A 14,881-nucleotide genomic window follows, 5' to 3' on the forward strand; every position below is an offset into this window, starting at 1 on the left:
GCCGCATCGTTTTTTCGGAAGACACCCCATGACCACGCGCGACGAAGCGGCCCACGAAGCCGCCGACCTGAGCGAGAAGCTCCACCACAACGCCTACCTCTACTACGTGCTCGACGCGCCCGCGCTGCCCGATGCCGAGTACGACCGCATGTTCCAGCGGCTGCAGGCGATCGAGGCCGAGTTCCCCGAGCTGCGCACGCCCGACTCGCCGACGCAGCGCGTGGGCGGCAAGGTGCTCGACGGCTTCGTCAAGGTGCGCCACAAGGTGCCGATGCTGTCGATTCGCACCGAGACCGACATCACGCCCGGCGGTGCCAGCAGCTTCGACGCGCGCGTGCGGCGCGAGCTCGGCCTGGCCGAGGACGGTCCGCAGATCGCCTACGTCTGCGAGCTCAAGTTCGACGGGCTCGCGATGAACCTGCGCTACGAGCACGGCGTGCTGGTGCAGGCCGCCACGCGCGGCGACGGCGAGGTCGGCGAGGAGGTCACGCAGAACATCCGCACCGTGCGCGAGATCCCGCTGCGGCTGAAGGGCAACGCGCCGCCGGTGGTCGAGGTGCGTGGCGAGGTCTACATGAAGCGCGCCGACTTCGAGGGGCTCAACGAGCGCCAGCGGCAGAAGATCGCGGCCGGCCAGAAGAACGAGAAGGTGTTCGTGAACCCGCGCAACGCGGCCGCGGGCGCGGTGCGCCAGCTCGACCCAGCGATCGCCGCCGAGCGGCCGCTGAGCTTCTTCGCCTACGGCCTCGGCGAGGTCACGCCGCCGGCCGAGGGCGGGCCCGACTGCCCGACCCAGTTCGACTGGCTGCAGCAGTTCCATGCCTGGGGCTTCCCGGTGGCGATACAGACAGCGCGCGCGACCGGCGCGATCGAGCTGATCGCGTTCCACGAGAACATCGGGCGCCAGCGCGACAGCCTGCCCTACGACATCGACGGCGTGGTCTACAAGGTCGACAGCGTCGAGCTGCAGCGCCAGCTCGGCTTCGTCTCGCGCGAGCCGCGCTGGGCGGTGGCGCACAAGTACCCGGCGCAGGAGCAGATCACCGAGGTGCTCGGCATCGAGGTGCAGGTCGGGCGCACCGGCAAGCTGACGCCGGTGGCCAAGCTGGCGCCGGTGTTCGTCGGCGGCGTGACCGTGACCAATGCCACGCTACACAACGAGGACGAGGCGCGCCGCAAGGACGTGCGCGTGGGCGACCGCGTGATCGTGCGGCGCGCGGGCGACGTGATCCCCGAGGTGGTGGGCGTCACGCCCGAGAGCCTGGCGCGGCCCGAGGGCGAGCGCGGTGCCATCTTCACCATGCCTCACAAGTGCCCGGTCTGCGGCTCGGATGCCGTGCGCGAGGAGGGCGAAGCCGACTACCGCTGCACCGGCGGGCTGTTCTGCGGTGCCCAGCGCAAGGAGGCGATCCTGCATTTCGCGGCGCGCCGCGCGGTCTACGTCGACGGGCTCGGCGACAAGCTGGTCGAGCAGATGGTCGATGCCAACCTGATCCGCACCTTGCCCGATCTCTATAAGCTGGGCTTCACCACGCTGGCGGGGTTGGAGCGCATGGCCGACAAGTCGGCGCAGAACCTGGTCGACGCGCTCGAAGCCTCGAAGAAGACCACGCTGCCGCGCTTCCTGTTCGGCCTGGGCATCCGCCACGTGGGCGAGAGCACCGCGAAGGACCTGGCCAAGCACTTCGGCAAGCTCGACGCGATCATGGATGCGAGCGAGGAACTGCTGCTCGAGGTCAACGACGTCGGCCCGGTGGTGGCGCAGAGCCTGCGCACCTTCTTCGACCAGCCGCACAACCGCGAGGTGGTCGAGCAACTGCGCGCCTGCGGCCTGAGCTGGGAGGAGGGCGAGCCCGCGGCGCGCGTGCCCAAGCCGCTGGCGGGACTGACCTTCGTCATCACCGGTACCCTTCCTACGCTGAGCCGTGACGATGCGAAGGACAAACTGGAATCGGCCGGTGCCAAGGTGGCCGGCTCGGTCAGCAAGAAGACCCACTACCTGGTGGCCGGCGAGGAAGCCGGCAGCAAGCTCGACAAGGCGCGCGAGATCGGCGTCGAGGTGATCGACGAGCCGCGTATGCTGGACATACTCGCCAACGGCGTGCCTCCGGCTGCGGAGTGAGGGGACGGCCTCTCGACTTACCGGCCGTTACGCGACTTCACACCAGCGCAGTCAACAGGGCCTACAAGCTGGTACGTTGAATGAACGCAGAAGGCTGACAAGGAGACCCTCATGCAGAAAACTCGTGTTCTCGGTTTATGCCTCGCGGCCGGCGGCCTCGCGCTGCTCACGGGCTGCGTCGCGGTGCCCGGCGACCCGTACTACAACGGGGGCTACAGCGGAGGGTATTCGGATCCCTACTATTCCGATCCCGTCGTGGTGCAGCCCGCGCCCGTGTACATCAACGGCGGCGGCACCTACTACGACCGCCGTCCCTATTACCGCGATCGGCCGTATTACGGACGTCCCGCCTATCCGTACCCGTCCCGTCCGGGCTGGAACGGCAATGGCGGCGGACGTCCCGGCTGGGGCGGGCGCCCGCCCGCGGTCGTGCCGCCGGTGGCGCTGCCGCGCCCGCAGCCACAGCGAACCGTGCCGGTCACGCCCGGCACCGGCCGCGGCGTTCCGGGGGCCTTGCCGGGCATGCCCGGCTATGTGCCGCAGAACATCGCGCCGTCTCTCCCGGGCCATTAAGCCGACAGGGCAGGGTGGGCGCGACGCGCCCGCCTGCGCGGCCCGCGGGCCCTCGCGATAATCCGCGCCATGGCCATCCACGAAATCCTCAAGATGGGCGACCCGCGCCTGCTGCGCATCGCGCAGCCGGTCACCGCCTTCGACACCGATGAACTGCACCTGCTGGTGCGCGACATGTTCGAGACCATGCATGCGGTCAACGGGGCCGGCCTCGCGGCGCCGCAGATCGGCGTCGACCTGCAGCTGGTGATCTTCGGCACCGATGTCGTGAACCCACGCTACCCCGACGCCCCGCCAGTGCCGCGCACCGTGCTGTTGAACCCGATCATCACGCCGATCGGCGAGGCCGAGGAAGAGGGCTGGGAAGGCTGCCTGTCGGTGCCCGGCCTGCGCGGCGTGGTGCCGCGCTTCTCGAACATCCGCTACACGGGCTTCGATCCCTACGGCGATCCGATCGACCGCACGGCCAGCGGCTTCCATGCGCGCGTGGTGCAGCACGAGGTCGACCACCTGCTGGGCAAGCTCTATCCGATGCGGGTGCGCGACTTCTCGCGCTTCGGCTACACCGAGGTGCTGTTCCCGGGCCTCGACGCGGCCGACGACGATTGAGCGGCGGACCGGGCCCGCGGTCCGGTCGAGCCGCGCAAATTACTTGCTGTTGAGCCCGAAGCGGCCGCCGCCCGTGAACGCGAGCGCGATGGCCGAGAACAGGAACATGCCCTGCAGCTCGAGCGCCCAGCCACCCTGGCCGTTGAGGGCGCCGAGGTCCTTGCGGTGCACCAGCCAGATCGCCACCAGCATGTTGATCGCCACGATCGCGGCCGCGGGCCGCGTGTAGAGGCCGATGATCAGCAGCACCGGCGCGACGATCTCGCCCACGTAGACCAGGTAGGCCAGCACGCCCGGCAGGCCATGCGAGGCCAGCATGCCGCCGATGCCGTCGACACCCTTGGTCACCTTGGCGATGCCGTGCAGAAGGATGAAGATGCCCAGGGCGACGCGAAGAATGAGCTTGCCGGTGTCGTCGGACTTGAACATGGTCGGGGTTCCTCGGTGATGGTTCGAAATGTTGCGAGGGCCGTATGGTAGTGAAGAAACGGCATGCATCCGCGCATGCGCCCACGACGCATGCACGGGGCTTCGCATATGCATCCAACCGGCTGTTCTTTGGCGGCCCGGCGCGCCGCCTCGTACACTGCCTTTTTGCCTTTGCGCAGACACCCCCACCGCAGACCGCGACCCTTGAGGAGAACCCACCCATGACGCCCCGATTCCGATCCGCCTTCGCCCTGGCCGCGGCCGCCGCCGCGCTGGTCGCCGCCGCGCCCGCCTTCGCCGGCAAGACCCTCGATGCGGTCAAGCAGCGCGGCAGCGTCAAGTGCGGCGTGACCAATGGCGTGGCCGGCTTCTCGGCGCCCGACACGCAGGGCAACTGGTCGGGCCTCGACGTCGACACCTGCCGCGCGATCGCCGCGGCCGTGCTCGGCGATGCGAAGAAGGTCGAGTTCGTGCCGCTCAATTCGCAGCAGCGCTTCTCGGCGCTGCAGGCCGGCGAGATCGACATCCTCGCGCGCAACACCACCTGGACGCTCACGCGCGACGCCTCGCTGGGCTTCAACTTCACGACCATCACCTACTACGACGGCCAGGGCTTCCTGGTGCCGAAGAAGCTCAAGGTCACGAGCGCCAAGCAACTGAAGAACGCGACCATCTGCACCCAGTCGGGCACCACCAACGAGAAGAACGTCTCCGACTACTTCCGGGCCCAGAACATCCCCGTCAAGACCGTCGTGTTCGAGAGCTTCGAGGCCTCGTTCAAGGCCTTCTTCTCGGGCCGCTGCCAGGCCTTCACCACCGACGCCTCGGCGCTCGCCGGCCTGCGCAACAAGGAAGCGCAGAACCCCGACGACTACCTGATCCTGCCCGAGCTGATCTCCAAGGAACCGCTGGCGCCGCTGGTGCGCCGCGGCGACGACGAGTGGTTCGCGATCGCCAAGTGGGTGCCCAACGCGCTGATCGAGGCCGAAGAGGCCGGCATCACCGAGGCCAACGCCGAACAGCTCAAGGCCTCGAGCAAGGACCCCGCGCAGCAGCGCCTGCTGGGCGCCGGTGAAGACCTCGGCAAGCTGCTGGGCCTCGACAAGGACTGGTCCTACCGCGCGATCAAGGCCGTGGGCAACTACGGCGAGATCTTCGAGCGCAACGTCGGGCCGAAGTCGGTGCTGAAGCTGCCGCGCGGCTCCAACAACCTCTGGAGCAAGGGCGGCCTGATCTACGCACCGCCGGTGCGATGAGCCTGCGGGCCGCGGGCGGCGCGCGCCGCTCGGCCTGGCTGGCCTGGGCCGTGCAGGTGCTCTTGGTGCTGGCCGTGGTGGCCGGCGCCTTCTGGGTCGTGCACCATGCGCTCGAGGTGCTGCGCGCGCGCGGCGTGCGCTCGGGCTTCGACTTCCTCACCGAGCCCGCGGGCTTCGCGATCAGCGAGGGCTGGCTCGACTTCGAGGCCAGCCAGCCATCGTGGCGGGCCTTCCTCGCCGGCCTTGTCAACACCGTGCGCGCCGCGGTGCCGGCCGTCGTCTTCTCGGTGCTGCTCGGCACCCTGATCGGCATCGGCCGGCTCGCGCCGCACGTGCTGGTGCGCGGCATCTGCACCGCCTACGTCGAGCTGCTGCGCAACGTGCCGCTGCTGGTGCAACTGCTGATGCTGGCCTTCGTGATGGCGAACCTGCTGCCCGACCCGACCGAGCCGGTGCGGCTGCTGCCGGGCGTGTGGCTCAGCAAGGGCGGCCTCAGCGTGCCGTGGCCGGTGGCGGGCGAGGGCGGCTGGTGGCCCACGCACCTCGAATGGCCCGAGCGCGGCGACTTCGGCGTGAACGGCGGCGCGGCGCTGAGCCCCGAGTACGTGACCATCGTCGCGGGCCTGTCGCTCTACTCGGCCGCCTTCGTGGCCGAGATCGTGCGCGCGGGCATCCTGTCGGTGTCGCAGGGGCAGGTGCTCGCGGGGCAGGCGATGGGCTTCTCGGCGGTGCAGCTACTGCGCATCGTGATCCTGCCGCAGGCGCTGCGCGTGATCGTGCCGGCGCTCACGAACCAGGTGCTGAGCCTGGTCAAGAACTCCTCGCTCGCGGTGGCGGTCGGCTATCCCGAGCTGGTGTCGGTGGCCAACACCACCATCGGCGCGAACGGCCGCGCCTTCGAGTGCATCGCGATCATCATGGCGGTCTACCTGTTGCTGTCGCTCGTGATCTCGCTGGGCATGAACCGCTACAACGCGCGCGTCGCGCTGCGGGGCTGGCGATGAGGGTCGTGCGAGGCCCGATCGCCTGGCGGCACGAACTCTGGGGTTCGCCGCTGCGCACGCTTGCCACGCTGCTGCTCGCGGCGCTGTTGGCCTGGGCCGGCTGGCACCTGGTCGAGTGGGCCGTGGTGCACGCGGTGTTCCGCCCCGATGCCGAGGCCTGCCGGGCGGTGCAGCACGGCGCCTGCTGGGGCGTGGTGGCCGAGAAGTGGCGGCCGATGCTGTTCGGCCGCTTCCCTTATGAAGACCAGTGGCGCCCCGCGATCGCGGTCGCGCTGCTGTCGGCGGTCACGGTGCTCAGCGCCTGGCCGCGCAGCTGGCGCTGGTGGCTGCCGCCGTTGTGGCTGCTGGCGCTCGCGGCCTTCGTGCTGCTGATGCGCGGCGGCGTGTTCGGCTGGAGCCACGTGCCGACCAACCGCTGGGGCGGCCTGCCGCTGACCATCGGGCTCGCCGTGGTCGGACTGGCGCTGGCCTTTCCGCTCGCGCTGCTGCTGGCGCTCGGACGCCGCTCGGGCTGGCCGGTGGTGCGCACGCTCTGCGCGAGCTACATCGAGCTGGTGCGCGGCGTGCCGCTGATCTCGGTGCTGTTCATGGCCTCGTTCCTGCTGCCGCTGCTATGGCCCACGGGCTGGCAGCCCGACGTGCTGGTGCGCGTGCTGGCCGGGCTGTCGCTGTTCGTGGCCGCCTACCTGGCGGAGATCATCCGTGGCGGCCTGCAGGCCGTGCCGCGCGGCCAGACCGAGGTCGCGATGGCGCTGGGCTTCGGCCGCTGGCCGGTGCAGCGCGACATCGTGCTGCCGCAGGCGCTGCGGCTGGTCGTGCCGGCGCTGACCAACAACGTGGTCGGCACGCTCAAGGACACCTCGCTGGTCACGGTGGTGGGGCTGTTCGAGCTCACGGGCGCACTCGGTCTGTCGCTCGGCGGCGATCCGACCTGGCGGCCGTTCTACCTCGAGGGCTACCTGTTCATCGCGGCGATCTACTGGCTGCTGTGCTTCGGGCTCTCGCGCTACAGCGTGTGGCTCGAGGAGCGCTTGTCGGCCGTGCCGCGCGTGGTCCAGGCCGAGCCGGCCTGAAGCGTCCTGTACACTCCGCCCCCATGTCGTGTTTCCACCCCGCCTTCGCATCGAGCGCCGCCCTCATGGGCCGCATGATGCCGTCCGCTTCCGCGCGGACCGGATGGGCAATGGATGCACGAATGATTACCACCATTAACACCGCGGCCACCTGAGCACGCGCAGGTGGCCGTTCCGGCAGCCACCTGGTGATCGCTCTTCCCCCGAACGAATGAAACCCAGCTCTGGCAGCTGGGTTTTTGTTTTTGTCGTTTGGAGAAGCCCATGTACCGCGATCCCGTCCAGTCCCTCGAAACCGTCGTGCCCAGCCAGGCCATGCGCCCGCTGCGCGTGGGCATGATCGGCATCGGCACCGTCGGCTCGGGCACCTTCCGCGTGCTGGCACGCAATCACGACCAGATCGCCGCGCGCGCCGGGCGCGGCATCGAGATCGTCATCGTGGCCGCGCGCAACCTCGCGCGCGCCGCGGGCATCGTGGGCGAGGGCGTGGCGCTCACCGACGATGCGATGCGCGTCGCGACCCATCCCGAGCTCGACGTGGTGGTCGAGGTGGCCGGCGGCACCGGCGCGGCGCGCGACTGGGTGCTGGCGGCGATCGCCCACGGCAAGCACGTGGTGACGGCCAACAAGGCGCTGCTGGCCGAGCACGGCGGCGAGATCTTCGAGGCCGCGCGCCGCCACGGCGTGGCGGTGGCCTATGAGGGCGCGGTGGCGGTCAGCATCCCGATCGTGAAGGCGCTGCGCGAAGGCCTCGTGGCCAACCGCATCGAATGGGTGGCGGGCATCGTCAATGGCACCACCAACTTCATCCTGAGCAAGATGCGCGACGAGGGCCTGGACTTCGGCGCCGCGCTCGCACAGGCCCAGGCGCTCGGCTATGCCGAGGCCGATCCGACCTTCGACATCGAGGGCATCGACGCGGCCCACAAGCTCACGCTGCTCGCGGCCAATGCCTTCGGCATGCCGCTGCGCTTCGCCGACGTGCAGGCCGAGGGCATCACGGCGCTGCAGGGGCTGGACGTGGCCTGCGCTGAGCAACTGGGCTTTCGCGTCAAGCTGCTGGCCGTGGCGCGCCGCCGTGAGAAGGGCGTCGAGCTGCGCGTGCAGCCCGCGCTGGTGCCCGCCGAGCATCTGATGGCGCATGTGAACGGCTCGATGAACGCGGTGATGGTCAAGGGCGATGCCTCGGGCGTGACGATGTACTACGGCGCCGGTGCCGGCTCGGAACAGACCGCCTCGGCCGTGATCGCCGACCTGGTGGACGTGGCGCGGCTGGCCGGCACCCCGGCCGCGCAGCGCGTGCCGCACCTGGGCTTCCATGCGCATGCGATGAATGCGCTCGAGGTGCTGCCGCGCGCGGCGGTGCGCAGCGCGCACTACCTGCGCGTGCCGGTGCATGCGGCCGGCGGCATCGAGGCCGTGACGGCCTGGCTCGCCGGCCAGCAGGTGCCGGTGCGGCAGGTGACGCTGGCCGCGCCCTGTGCGGCCGGCGCGCAGGTGCTGGTGCTGACCGAGCCGATGGCGCAGGGCGCGCTCGATCTCGCGGTGCATGCGCTGCAGTCGCACCCGGCCGTGGCCGGCGCGGTCGCGACGCTGCGCGTGGAAACGCTGGAAGGCTGAAGCCCGCTCAGGCGGCGCGCATGGGCAGGCCGCCGGATGCGGCCCGCAGTGCCTCGTCGTCGAACTGCCCCAGTGCCAGCGCGGCGGCGCGCGGCCGTGCCGTGACCAGGCTCACGGCCACCACCACCGCCGCGTTGATCGCCATCGCGATCAGCCCGGCCTCCCATTGCGGCAGCGCGGTCGCCCAGAACTTCGCGGCCGGCGGCGCGAGCAGGGCCGCGAAGCCCGCGAGCAGCCCGGCCAGCACACCGAGCGCGCTGGTGCGCTTCCAGAGGAAGCCGAGGAACACGCCGGGTGCCAGCATGCCGATGGCCGAATAGGCGTCGAGCAGGATCTTCACCAGCGAGCCCTTCTGGCTGATCGACAGCCACACCGCGATCGCCGCGAAGCACACCAGCGAGCCGCGCGACAGCGCCAGCGCCGCGCCTTCGCCGAGCGCGGGCCTGAAGGGCCGCACCACGTTGCGCGTGAAGATCGAGCCGGCCGTCAGCAGCAGCAGCGAGCCCGGCGCCAGCGCCAGCAGGAAGCCGGTGCCCGCGAGCAGGCCCACGGTCCAGGCCGGGTAGCGGTCGGACACGAACTGCAGCAGCGCCGCGTTGAGGTTGCCGCCCGGCGGCTGCGTGCCCGCGATCAGCGCCGCGAAGCCCAGCAGGATGATGAAGAAATAGGCCAGCGAGTAGATCGGCTGCCAGATCGCGTTGCGCCGGATCGCGGTGGCGCTGTGCGCCGTGTACGACATCTGGAACAGGTGCGGGAACACCCAGTTGCCCAGCGCGATGTTGATGGCCGAGGTCATGAGCCAGATCGCGGTGGTCGGCGAGCTCGCATCGAGGCCCGGGAAGCTGCCGATGCCCGGATGCTTCGCCTCGGCCAGCGCGAACAGGTCGAGCAGCGAGGCCGCACCCACCTTGCTCGCCACCGTCACGCTCAGCAGCACCACGACCAGCACCATCAGCACGTCCTTCACGCCGGCCGCGAAGGCCGCCGAGCGCACGCCGGCCACGAACACGAAGGCGATTATCAACAGGCCCGCGCCGATGGTCGCGGCCTCGCTCGACACCGCGCCGTCGAGCGTGAGCTGCACGATCAGGCCCAGGCTCACGAGCTGGATCTGCACGTAGACCACCAGCGAGGCGATGCCGACCACGCCGGTGAGCACGCCGAGCCAGGGCGCCTCGTAGCGCGCGGCGAAGAAGTCGGACTGCGTGAGCAGGCGCCCGATGCGCCCCGCGCGCCAGATCTTCGGCATCAGCCAGTAGCCGACCGCATAGCTCATCGACACCGAGCAGAAGGCCAGGTAGGCCGGCGCGCCCAGCGCCCAGGCGTAGCCCGAGATGCCGAGCACCGCGAAGGTGGTGTAGACCTCGCCCGCGTTCATGAACCAGAACAGCAGGGTGCCGAGGCTGCGGCCGCCCACGGCCCATTCGGCCAAGGTGGCGGCGCGCCGGGTGCGGCGGCCGTAGGCGATGGCGCCCGCGACCGTGGCGAGCAGGATGGCCAGGACGATCGCGAGTTTCATCGTGCGCTCCCGTGGCCGTCGGTGCCGGCGTCCTGGTGCCGCGCGAGGAAGTCGGCTTCCTCGTCCTCCACGCCATGGCGCGCGTCGAGCCGGAACACCAGCGCGATCGCCACGCTCGTGAGCACGATGCCCGCCATCTGCCAGGCCATCGGGAACGGCAGGCCGAAGGGCCGCAGCGCGATGTCGTTGACCACGGGCGCGAGGCCGGCCTGCCAGACGAAGGGGAAGGCCAGCAGCCATCGGTAGGCGCGGCGGCTGGGAGGCGATGCGATGGAGGAGGGAGACGGGCCGGCCATTCGAAACTCCTGTGAAGTGCTGCTGCACGAGATGGGCGCGGAGTGTGCAGCGAAAGTGCACGAAGCACAAGCGGGTCGAGTTCGGGTTTTCCTTCTAAATAACGCGCCAATCCTGGGCGTTCAGCCAGCTTGACGTGCACCGTCATGGCACATAGCATTGCCTCATTCGTGCTGCCAGACTGCACAAAAGGAAATCCCCACCCATGATCGGCGAACGGCTCAAGGAACTGCGCACCGCACGCGGCCTCTCGTTGCGCGAGCTCGCGGCCCAGGCCGGCGTGTCGGCCACCTTGCTGAGCCAGATCGAGCGCGCGGTCACCGACCCCAGCCTTGAAACCCTGCGCCGGCTGGCGGGCGTATTCGGCGAATCGGTGTCCTCGCTGTTCTCCGACCCCGCGCCGCCCACCGTCTGGGTCAGCCGGCCGGGACGGCGCGCGATGCTCACGGCGCCGCAGGGCCAGGTCGCCTACGAGCGGCTGACCGCGGGCGTGGGCCAGCTCGAGGTGCTGCGCGCCGTGCTGCAGCCGGGCCAGATGTCGGCCGACGAGCCGCGCGGCCATGCCTCGGCCGAGTGCGTCTACGTGGTGGCCGGCGCGCTGGTGGCGCAGGTCGCGGGCGTCGACTACCCGGTGCAGGCCGGTGAGAGCATTTCCTTCGACGCGCGGCTGCCGCATCGCTACATGAACGCCTCGCAGGCACCGACCGAAATCATCCTGTCGGTGACGCCGCCCAATCCCTGAGCAGGAGCCTCCCATGAGCACACCGACCGATTCCGCGTCCGAGCGCAGCTTCACGCTGCACGACCTGCGCGTCGAGGTGGTCGCGCCCGAGGGCGCGCGCATCTACTGCGGCCAGCCCGGCGACCACTTCGAGCTGCGCGGCGAGATGCTGCACCTGCCGCCGGGGCAGGGCTTCTCGATCTACTCGCTGGGCGCGGTGCTGCCGCTGCTGGCCGCCAAGCAGCGCGCCACCGACGGCAACGACTGGATGAGCACCGACGCCGAGATCGCCTGTCCCGACCCGAACTGCCCCTCGCGCCTGCGCATCACGCGCATCGGCACGCGCGTCTTTCGCCACGCCGACACCACGGCCGTGGTCCACCCTTCCGACCTTCGATCATGAGCACCGTCCCCCGCACCGAACTCGCTCCCGGCTATTCCATCTCGCGCATGCTCAAGGGCGGCTGGCAACTCGCCGGCGGCCATGGCGGCATCGACCGCGCCGCGGCCATCGCCGACATGTCGGCCTACTACCAGGCCGGCATCACCACTTTCGACTGCGCCGACATCTACACCGGCGTCGAGGAACTGATCGGCGAGTTCCGCCGCGAGCACCGCGCGCGGCACGGCGCCGACAGCCTCGCGCAACTGCGCGTGCACACCAAGTTCGTGCCCGACCTCGCGCTGCTGCCGAGCATCGACAAGCGCCAGGTCGAACAGACCATCGACCGCTCGCTGCGCCGCCTCGGCGTGGAGCGGCTCGACCTGGTGCAGTTCCACTGGTGGGATTACCGCGTGCCGCGCTATGTCGAGGTCGCGCACTGGCTGGCCGAGCTGCAGCGCGCCGGCAAGATCGAGCTGCTGGGCGGCACCAACTTCGACACGCCGCGCGCGCGCGAGCTGGGCGACGCGGGCCTGCCGCTGCGCAGCATGCAGGTGCAGTACTCGCTGCTCGACCAGCGGCCGCGCACGCGGCTCGCGGCCTGGTGCGCGCAGGCCGGTGTGAAGCTGCTGTGCTACGGCAGCGTGGCCGGCGGTTTTCTCTCGGAACGCTGGCTCGGGGTGAGCGAACCGGACGAGCCGCTGGAGAACCGCTCGCTGGTCAAGTACAAGCTGATCATCGACGACTTCGGCGGCTGGGATCTGTTCCAGGCGCTGCTGCAAGCCTTGCAGAAGATCGCGCAGCGGCACGGCACCTCGCTGTCGGCGGTCGCGATGCGCTGGGTGCTCGCGCAGCCCGAGGTGGCGGCCGTGATCGTCGGCGTGCGCCGCGGCGACCATCTGCCCGACCACCTGCGCATGCTCGCGTTGCAGCTCGACGCGGCCGACCTCGCGGCGCTCGACGCGGTGCTCGCGCAGCGCCGCCCGGACAGCGGCGACGTCTACGAGGTCGAGCGCGACATCGAGGGGCGGCATGGCCGCGTCATGAAGTACGACCTCAACGACAAGCCGCACTGAGCTCCTGTCCGGCTCAGTCGCGCTCCAGCGGTTTCCCGTACATCCTCAGTTCGGCATAGCCCGTGGCCTCGTCGTGCTCGCGCGAGAAGCGCCATTCGGGCAGCAGCGCCAACAGCACTTCAGCGGTGGTGCGCACCACGCAGCCCGGCGCCGCATGGCCGCCCCAGACCCGGCCCTGTGCGTCCGCCACGCTGATGTGCAGGTGCGAACCCGTGGGCGAGAGCGAGCCCGCGAGCGTGAGGATCTCCAGGTCGCCCTCGAGTGCCGCGGGCTCGGGCGCGCCCGCAAAGCGGATCCGCGCACCGCGCAGGCTGCCGATGCCCGAGAGCACGAAGGCCGCGTCCACCGCCTGCTGCGCGAGCACGCGGTCGAGCGCCGCGCGCAGGTCGTCGCCGGGCGAGAGGCGCAGGGGCAGCGTGCGCATCGCGCGACCGGTGTCAGGGCGCCGCGAGCGCGCCGTCCACCACCTGCTGCGCTTCCTCGAGGATGCGCGCGAGGTGCTCCTGGCCCTGGAAGCTCTCGCCGTAGATCTTGTAGATGTTCTCGGTGCCCGAGGGACGCGCCGCGAACCAGCCGTTCTCGGTGATCACCTTCACGCCGCCGATGGCCGCGCCGTTGCCGGGCGCATGGCTCAGCACCTCGACGATCTTCTCGCCCGCGAGCTCGGTCGAGCGGATCTGCGCGGGCGACAGGCTCGACAGCCGCTTCTTCTGTTCGACCGTGGCCGCCGCGTCGACGCGGTCGGACACCGGCCGGCCCAGCGCCTGCGTGAGTTCTGCATAGCGCTCGCCCGGATCGCGCCCGGTGCGCGCGGCGATCTCGGCCGACAGCAGCGCCGGCACGATGCCGTCCTTGTCGGTGGTCCAGGCGGTGCCGTCGCGGCGCAGGAAGGTCGCGCCCGCGCTCTCTTCGCCGCCGAAGGCCAGCGAGCCGTCGACCAGCCCGTCGACGAACCACTTGAAGCCCACCGGCACCTCGTAGAGACGGCGGCCCAGGCGCTGGGCCACGCGGTCGATCATGCGGCTGCTCACCACGGTCTTGCCGACGGCCGCGGCGGCGGGCCAGTCGGGGCGGTGCGTGTAGAGGTAGTCGATCATCACCGCGAGGTAGCTGTTGGGCTGCATCAGGCCGCTGCTGCCCGCCACCACGCCGTGGCGGTCGTGGTCGGTGTCGCAGGCGAAGGCGATGCCGAAGCGGTCCTTGAGCGCGATCAACTGGTGCATCGCATCGGGCGAGGACGGGTCCATGCGGATGCGGCCGTCCCAGTCGAGCGACATGAAGCGGAAGGTCGGGTCGACCTCCTGGCTCAGCACCGTCAGGCGCAAGAGCTTGTAGCGCTCGGCGATCGCGGGCCAGTAGTGCACGCCCGCGCCACCCAGCGGATCGACGCCCAGGTCGATCCGAACGTCGCGGATGGCGTCCATGTCGAGCACCTGCGCGAGGTCTTCCACATAGGTGTTCAGGTAGTCGTGCCGGTGCGTGGTCGAGGCCTGGAGCGCCTGCGCCAGCGGCAGCCGCTTCACGCCCTGCAGGCCGTTGGCCAGAAAGCCGTTGGCGGCGGCCTCGACCGCCGAGGTGATGTCGGTGCCGGCCGGTCCGCCGTTGGGCGGGTTGTACTTGAAGCCGCCGCTCTCGGGCGGGTTGTGCGAGGGCGTGATCACGATGCCGTCGGCCAATCCGGTGGTGCGGCCGCGGTTGTAGACCAGGATCGCGTGCGACACCGCGGGCGTGGGCGTGTATTCGTCGTCCTGCGAGAGCATCAGCTCGACGCCGTTGGCCGCCAGCACCTCGACCGCGCTGTTGAAGGCCGGCGTGGAGAGCGCATGGGTGTCGATGCCGAGGAACAGCGGCCCGTCGATGCCTTTCTGGCGCCGGTAGTCGCAGATCGCCTGGCTGATCGCGAGCACGTGCCATTCGTTGAAGCCGTTGTCGAAGGACGAGCCGCGGTGGCCCGAGGTGCCGAAGGCCACGCGCTGCGCGGCCACCGAGGGATCGGGCCGGCCACTGTAGTAGGCCGAGATCAGTCGCGGCACGTTCACCAGCAGGTCGTGCGGCGCGGGCTGGCCGGGGAGGGCGGCGGGGGCCGAGGTCTTGGAGGCAGGGCTCATCGGTGTGTGTCCAGGGTTCTGAAGGCGGCGCCGGGCCGGGTGTTCCGAGGATACGGTGGCTGGCGCCGATGGCACAGTCGGAGATCGGCGCGTCA

Annotated in this window: 15 protein-coding genes; 10 read left to right on the forward strand and 5 right to left on the reverse strand. The window is 70.3% G+C overall.

Going from position 1 to position 14,881, the window contains the following annotated elements:
- Positions 1-28 precede the first annotated feature (28 nt).
- The 3 genes from ligA (at position 29) to def (ending at position 3,304) form a co-directional block, all read left to right on the forward strand.
- Positions 29-2,122: an NAD-dependent DNA ligase LigA gene (ligA, locus tag AC07PU_RS13930; RefSeq protein WP_495318153.1), complete on the forward strand. Its 2,094-nt coding sequence runs from the start codon at positions 29-31 to the stop codon at positions 2,120-2,122.
- A 111-nt stretch (positions 2,123-2,233) separates the two neighbouring features.
- Positions 2,234-2,695, forward strand: coding sequence for a hypothetical protein (locus AC07PU_RS13935; RefSeq protein ID WP_256222437.1), 462 nt, complete (start codon positions 2,234-2,236; stop codon positions 2,693-2,695).
- Positions 2,696-2,764: 69 nt separating this feature from the next.
- Positions 2,765-3,304: a peptide deformylase gene (gene def, locus AC07PU_RS13940; protein ID WP_495318155.1), complete on the forward strand. Its 540-nt coding sequence runs from the start codon at positions 2,765-2,767 to the stop codon at positions 3,302-3,304.
- A 39-nt stretch (positions 3,305-3,343) separates the two neighbouring features.
- Here def and AC07PU_RS13945 read toward each other — a convergent pair whose 3' ends face one another.
- Positions 3,344-3,733, reverse strand: a complete 390-nt coding sequence (locus AC07PU_RS13945) for a DoxX family protein (protein WP_093342144.1) — start codon at positions 3,731-3,733, stop codon at positions 3,344-3,346.
- A 221-nt stretch (positions 3,734-3,954) separates the two neighbouring features.
- Between AC07PU_RS13945 and AC07PU_RS13950 the strand changes: the two genes are divergently transcribed.
- The 4 genes from AC07PU_RS13950 (at position 3,955) to AC07PU_RS13965 (ending at position 8,686) form a co-directional block, all read left to right on the forward strand.
- Positions 3,955-4,989, forward strand: a complete 1,035-nt coding sequence (locus AC07PU_RS13950; protein WP_203201111.1) for an amino acid ABC transporter substrate-binding protein — start codon at positions 3,955-3,957, stop codon at positions 4,987-4,989.
- Entirely contained in the window at positions 4,986-5,993 is a 1,008-nt protein-coding gene (locus AC07PU_RS13955; RefSeq protein ID WP_296782811.1) for an ABC transporter permease subunit, read from the forward strand. The genes AC07PU_RS13950 and AC07PU_RS13955 overlap by 4 nt, the downstream gene beginning before the upstream one ends.
- Positions 5,990-7,066 carry an amino acid ABC transporter permease gene (locus AC07PU_RS13960; RefSeq protein ID WP_296782809.1) on the forward strand — a complete coding sequence of 359 codons (1,077 nt, stop codon included), beginning with the start codon at positions 5,990-5,992 and terminating at the stop codon, positions 7,064-7,066. The genes AC07PU_RS13955 and AC07PU_RS13960 overlap by 4 nt, the downstream gene beginning before the upstream one ends.
- A 264-nt stretch (positions 7,067-7,330) precedes the next feature.
- Positions 7,331-8,686 (forward strand): homoserine dehydrogenase, encoded by a 1,356-nt coding sequence (locus AC07PU_RS13965; RefSeq protein WP_495318159.1) that lies wholly within the window; start codon positions 7,331-7,333, stop codon positions 8,684-8,686.
- 7 nt (positions 8,687-8,693) lie between these two features.
- On the opposite strand, the gene AC07PU_RS13970 is transcribed toward AC07PU_RS13965, so the two are convergent.
- Positions 8,694-10,205, reverse strand: a complete 1,512-nt coding sequence (locus tag AC07PU_RS13970; protein WP_495318161.1) for a sodium:solute symporter family protein — start codon at positions 10,203-10,205, stop codon at positions 8,694-8,696.
- The gene (locus tag AC07PU_RS13975; RefSeq protein ID WP_495318163.1) at positions 10,202-10,501 is read right to left on the reverse strand and encodes a DUF3311 domain-containing protein; all 300 of its coding nucleotides are present in this window, start codon (positions 10,499-10,501) and stop codon (positions 10,202-10,204) included. The genes AC07PU_RS13970 and AC07PU_RS13975 overlap by 4 nt, the downstream gene beginning before the upstream one ends.
- Before the next feature lie 203 nt (positions 10,502-10,704).
- Between AC07PU_RS13975 and AC07PU_RS13980 the strand changes: the two genes are divergently transcribed.
- Genes AC07PU_RS13980 through AC07PU_RS13990 form a run of 3 tightly spaced genes read left to right on the forward strand, consistent with a single transcriptional unit; the run spans position 10,705 to position 12,678 of the window.
- Positions 10,705-11,241, forward strand: coding sequence for a helix-turn-helix domain-containing protein (locus AC07PU_RS13980; protein ID WP_093342133.1), 537 nt, complete (start codon positions 10,705-10,707; stop codon positions 11,239-11,241).
- A gap of 13 nt (positions 11,242-11,254) precedes the next feature.
- On the forward strand, positions 11,255-11,623 hold the full coding sequence (locus AC07PU_RS13985) for a TIGR04076 family protein (RefSeq protein ID WP_495318165.1): 369 nt from the start codon (positions 11,255-11,257) through the stop codon (positions 11,621-11,623).
- Positions 11,620-12,678, forward strand: coding sequence for an aldo/keto reductase (locus AC07PU_RS13990; RefSeq protein WP_495318167.1), 1,059 nt, complete (start codon positions 11,620-11,622; stop codon positions 12,676-12,678). The genes AC07PU_RS13985 and AC07PU_RS13990 overlap by 4 nt, the downstream gene beginning before the upstream one ends.
- Positions 12,679-12,691: 13 nt before the next feature.
- Here AC07PU_RS13990 and AC07PU_RS13995 read toward each other — a convergent pair whose 3' ends face one another.
- Both AC07PU_RS13995 and pgm read right to left on the reverse strand, forming a co-directional pair.
- Entirely contained in the window at positions 12,692-13,102 is a 411-nt protein-coding gene (locus AC07PU_RS13995) for a PPC domain-containing DNA-binding protein (RefSeq protein ID WP_495318169.1), read from the reverse strand.
- A 13-nt stretch (positions 13,103-13,115) separates the two neighbouring features.
- A complete protein-coding gene (pgm, locus tag AC07PU_RS14000) occupies positions 13,116-14,786 on the reverse strand; it encodes a phosphoglucomutase (alpha-D-glucose-1,6-bisphosphate-dependent) (protein ID WP_495318171.1) in 1,671 nt (556 codons plus the stop codon).
- Between the last annotated feature and the right edge of the window lie 95 nt (positions 14,787-14,881).

It is taken from the genome of Variovorax sp. GW821-FHT10D07, from assembly GCF_059415325.1.

Coding starts and splice junctions, on each gene's coding strand:
- ligA (WP_495318153.1), top strand. CDS start 29: ATGACCACGCGCGACGAAGCGGCCCACGAAGCCGCCGACCTGAGCGAG.
- AC07PU_RS13935 (WP_256222437.1), top strand. CDS start 2,234: ATGCAGAAAACTCGTGTTCTCGGTTTATGCCTCGCGGCCGGCGGCCTC.
- def (WP_495318155.1), top strand. CDS start 2,765: ATGGCCATCCACGAAATCCTCAAGATGGGCGACCCGCGCCTGCTGCGC.
- AC07PU_RS13945 (WP_093342144.1), bottom strand. CDS start 3,733: ATGTTCAAGTCCGACGACACCGGCAAGCTCATTCTTCGCGTCGCCCTG.
- AC07PU_RS13950 (WP_203201111.1), top strand. CDS start 3,955: ATGACGCCCCGATTCCGATCCGCCTTCGCCCTGGCCGCGGCCGCCGCC.
- AC07PU_RS13955 (WP_296782811.1), top strand. CDS start 4,986: ATGAGCCTGCGGGCCGCGGGCGGCGCGCGCCGCTCGGCCTGGCTGGCC.
- AC07PU_RS13960 (WP_296782809.1), top strand. CDS start 5,990: ATGAGGGTCGTGCGAGGCCCGATCGCCTGGCGGCACGAACTCTGGGGT.
- AC07PU_RS13965 (WP_495318159.1), top strand. CDS start 7,331: ATGTACCGCGATCCCGTCCAGTCCCTCGAAACCGTCGTGCCCAGCCAG.
- AC07PU_RS13970 (WP_495318161.1), bottom strand. CDS start 10,205: ATGAAACTCGCGATCGTCCTGGCCATCCTGCTCGCCACGGTCGCGGGC.
- AC07PU_RS13975 (WP_495318163.1), bottom strand. CDS start 10,501: ATGGCCGGCCCGTCTCCCTCCTCCATCGCATCGCCTCCCAGCCGCCGC.
- AC07PU_RS13980 (WP_093342133.1), top strand. CDS start 10,705: ATGATCGGCGAACGGCTCAAGGAACTGCGCACCGCACGCGGCCTCTCG.
- AC07PU_RS13985 (WP_495318165.1), top strand. CDS start 11,255: ATGAGCACACCGACCGATTCCGCGTCCGAGCGCAGCTTCACGCTGCAC.
- AC07PU_RS13990 (WP_495318167.1), top strand. CDS start 11,620: ATGAGCACCGTCCCCCGCACCGAACTCGCTCCCGGCTATTCCATCTCG.
- AC07PU_RS13995 (WP_495318169.1), bottom strand. CDS start 13,102: ATGCGCACGCTGCCCCTGCGCCTCTCGCCCGGCGACGACCTGCGCGCG.
- pgm (WP_495318171.1), bottom strand. CDS start 14,786: ATGAGCCCTGCCTCCAAGACCTCGGCCCCCGCCGCCCTCCCCGGCCAG.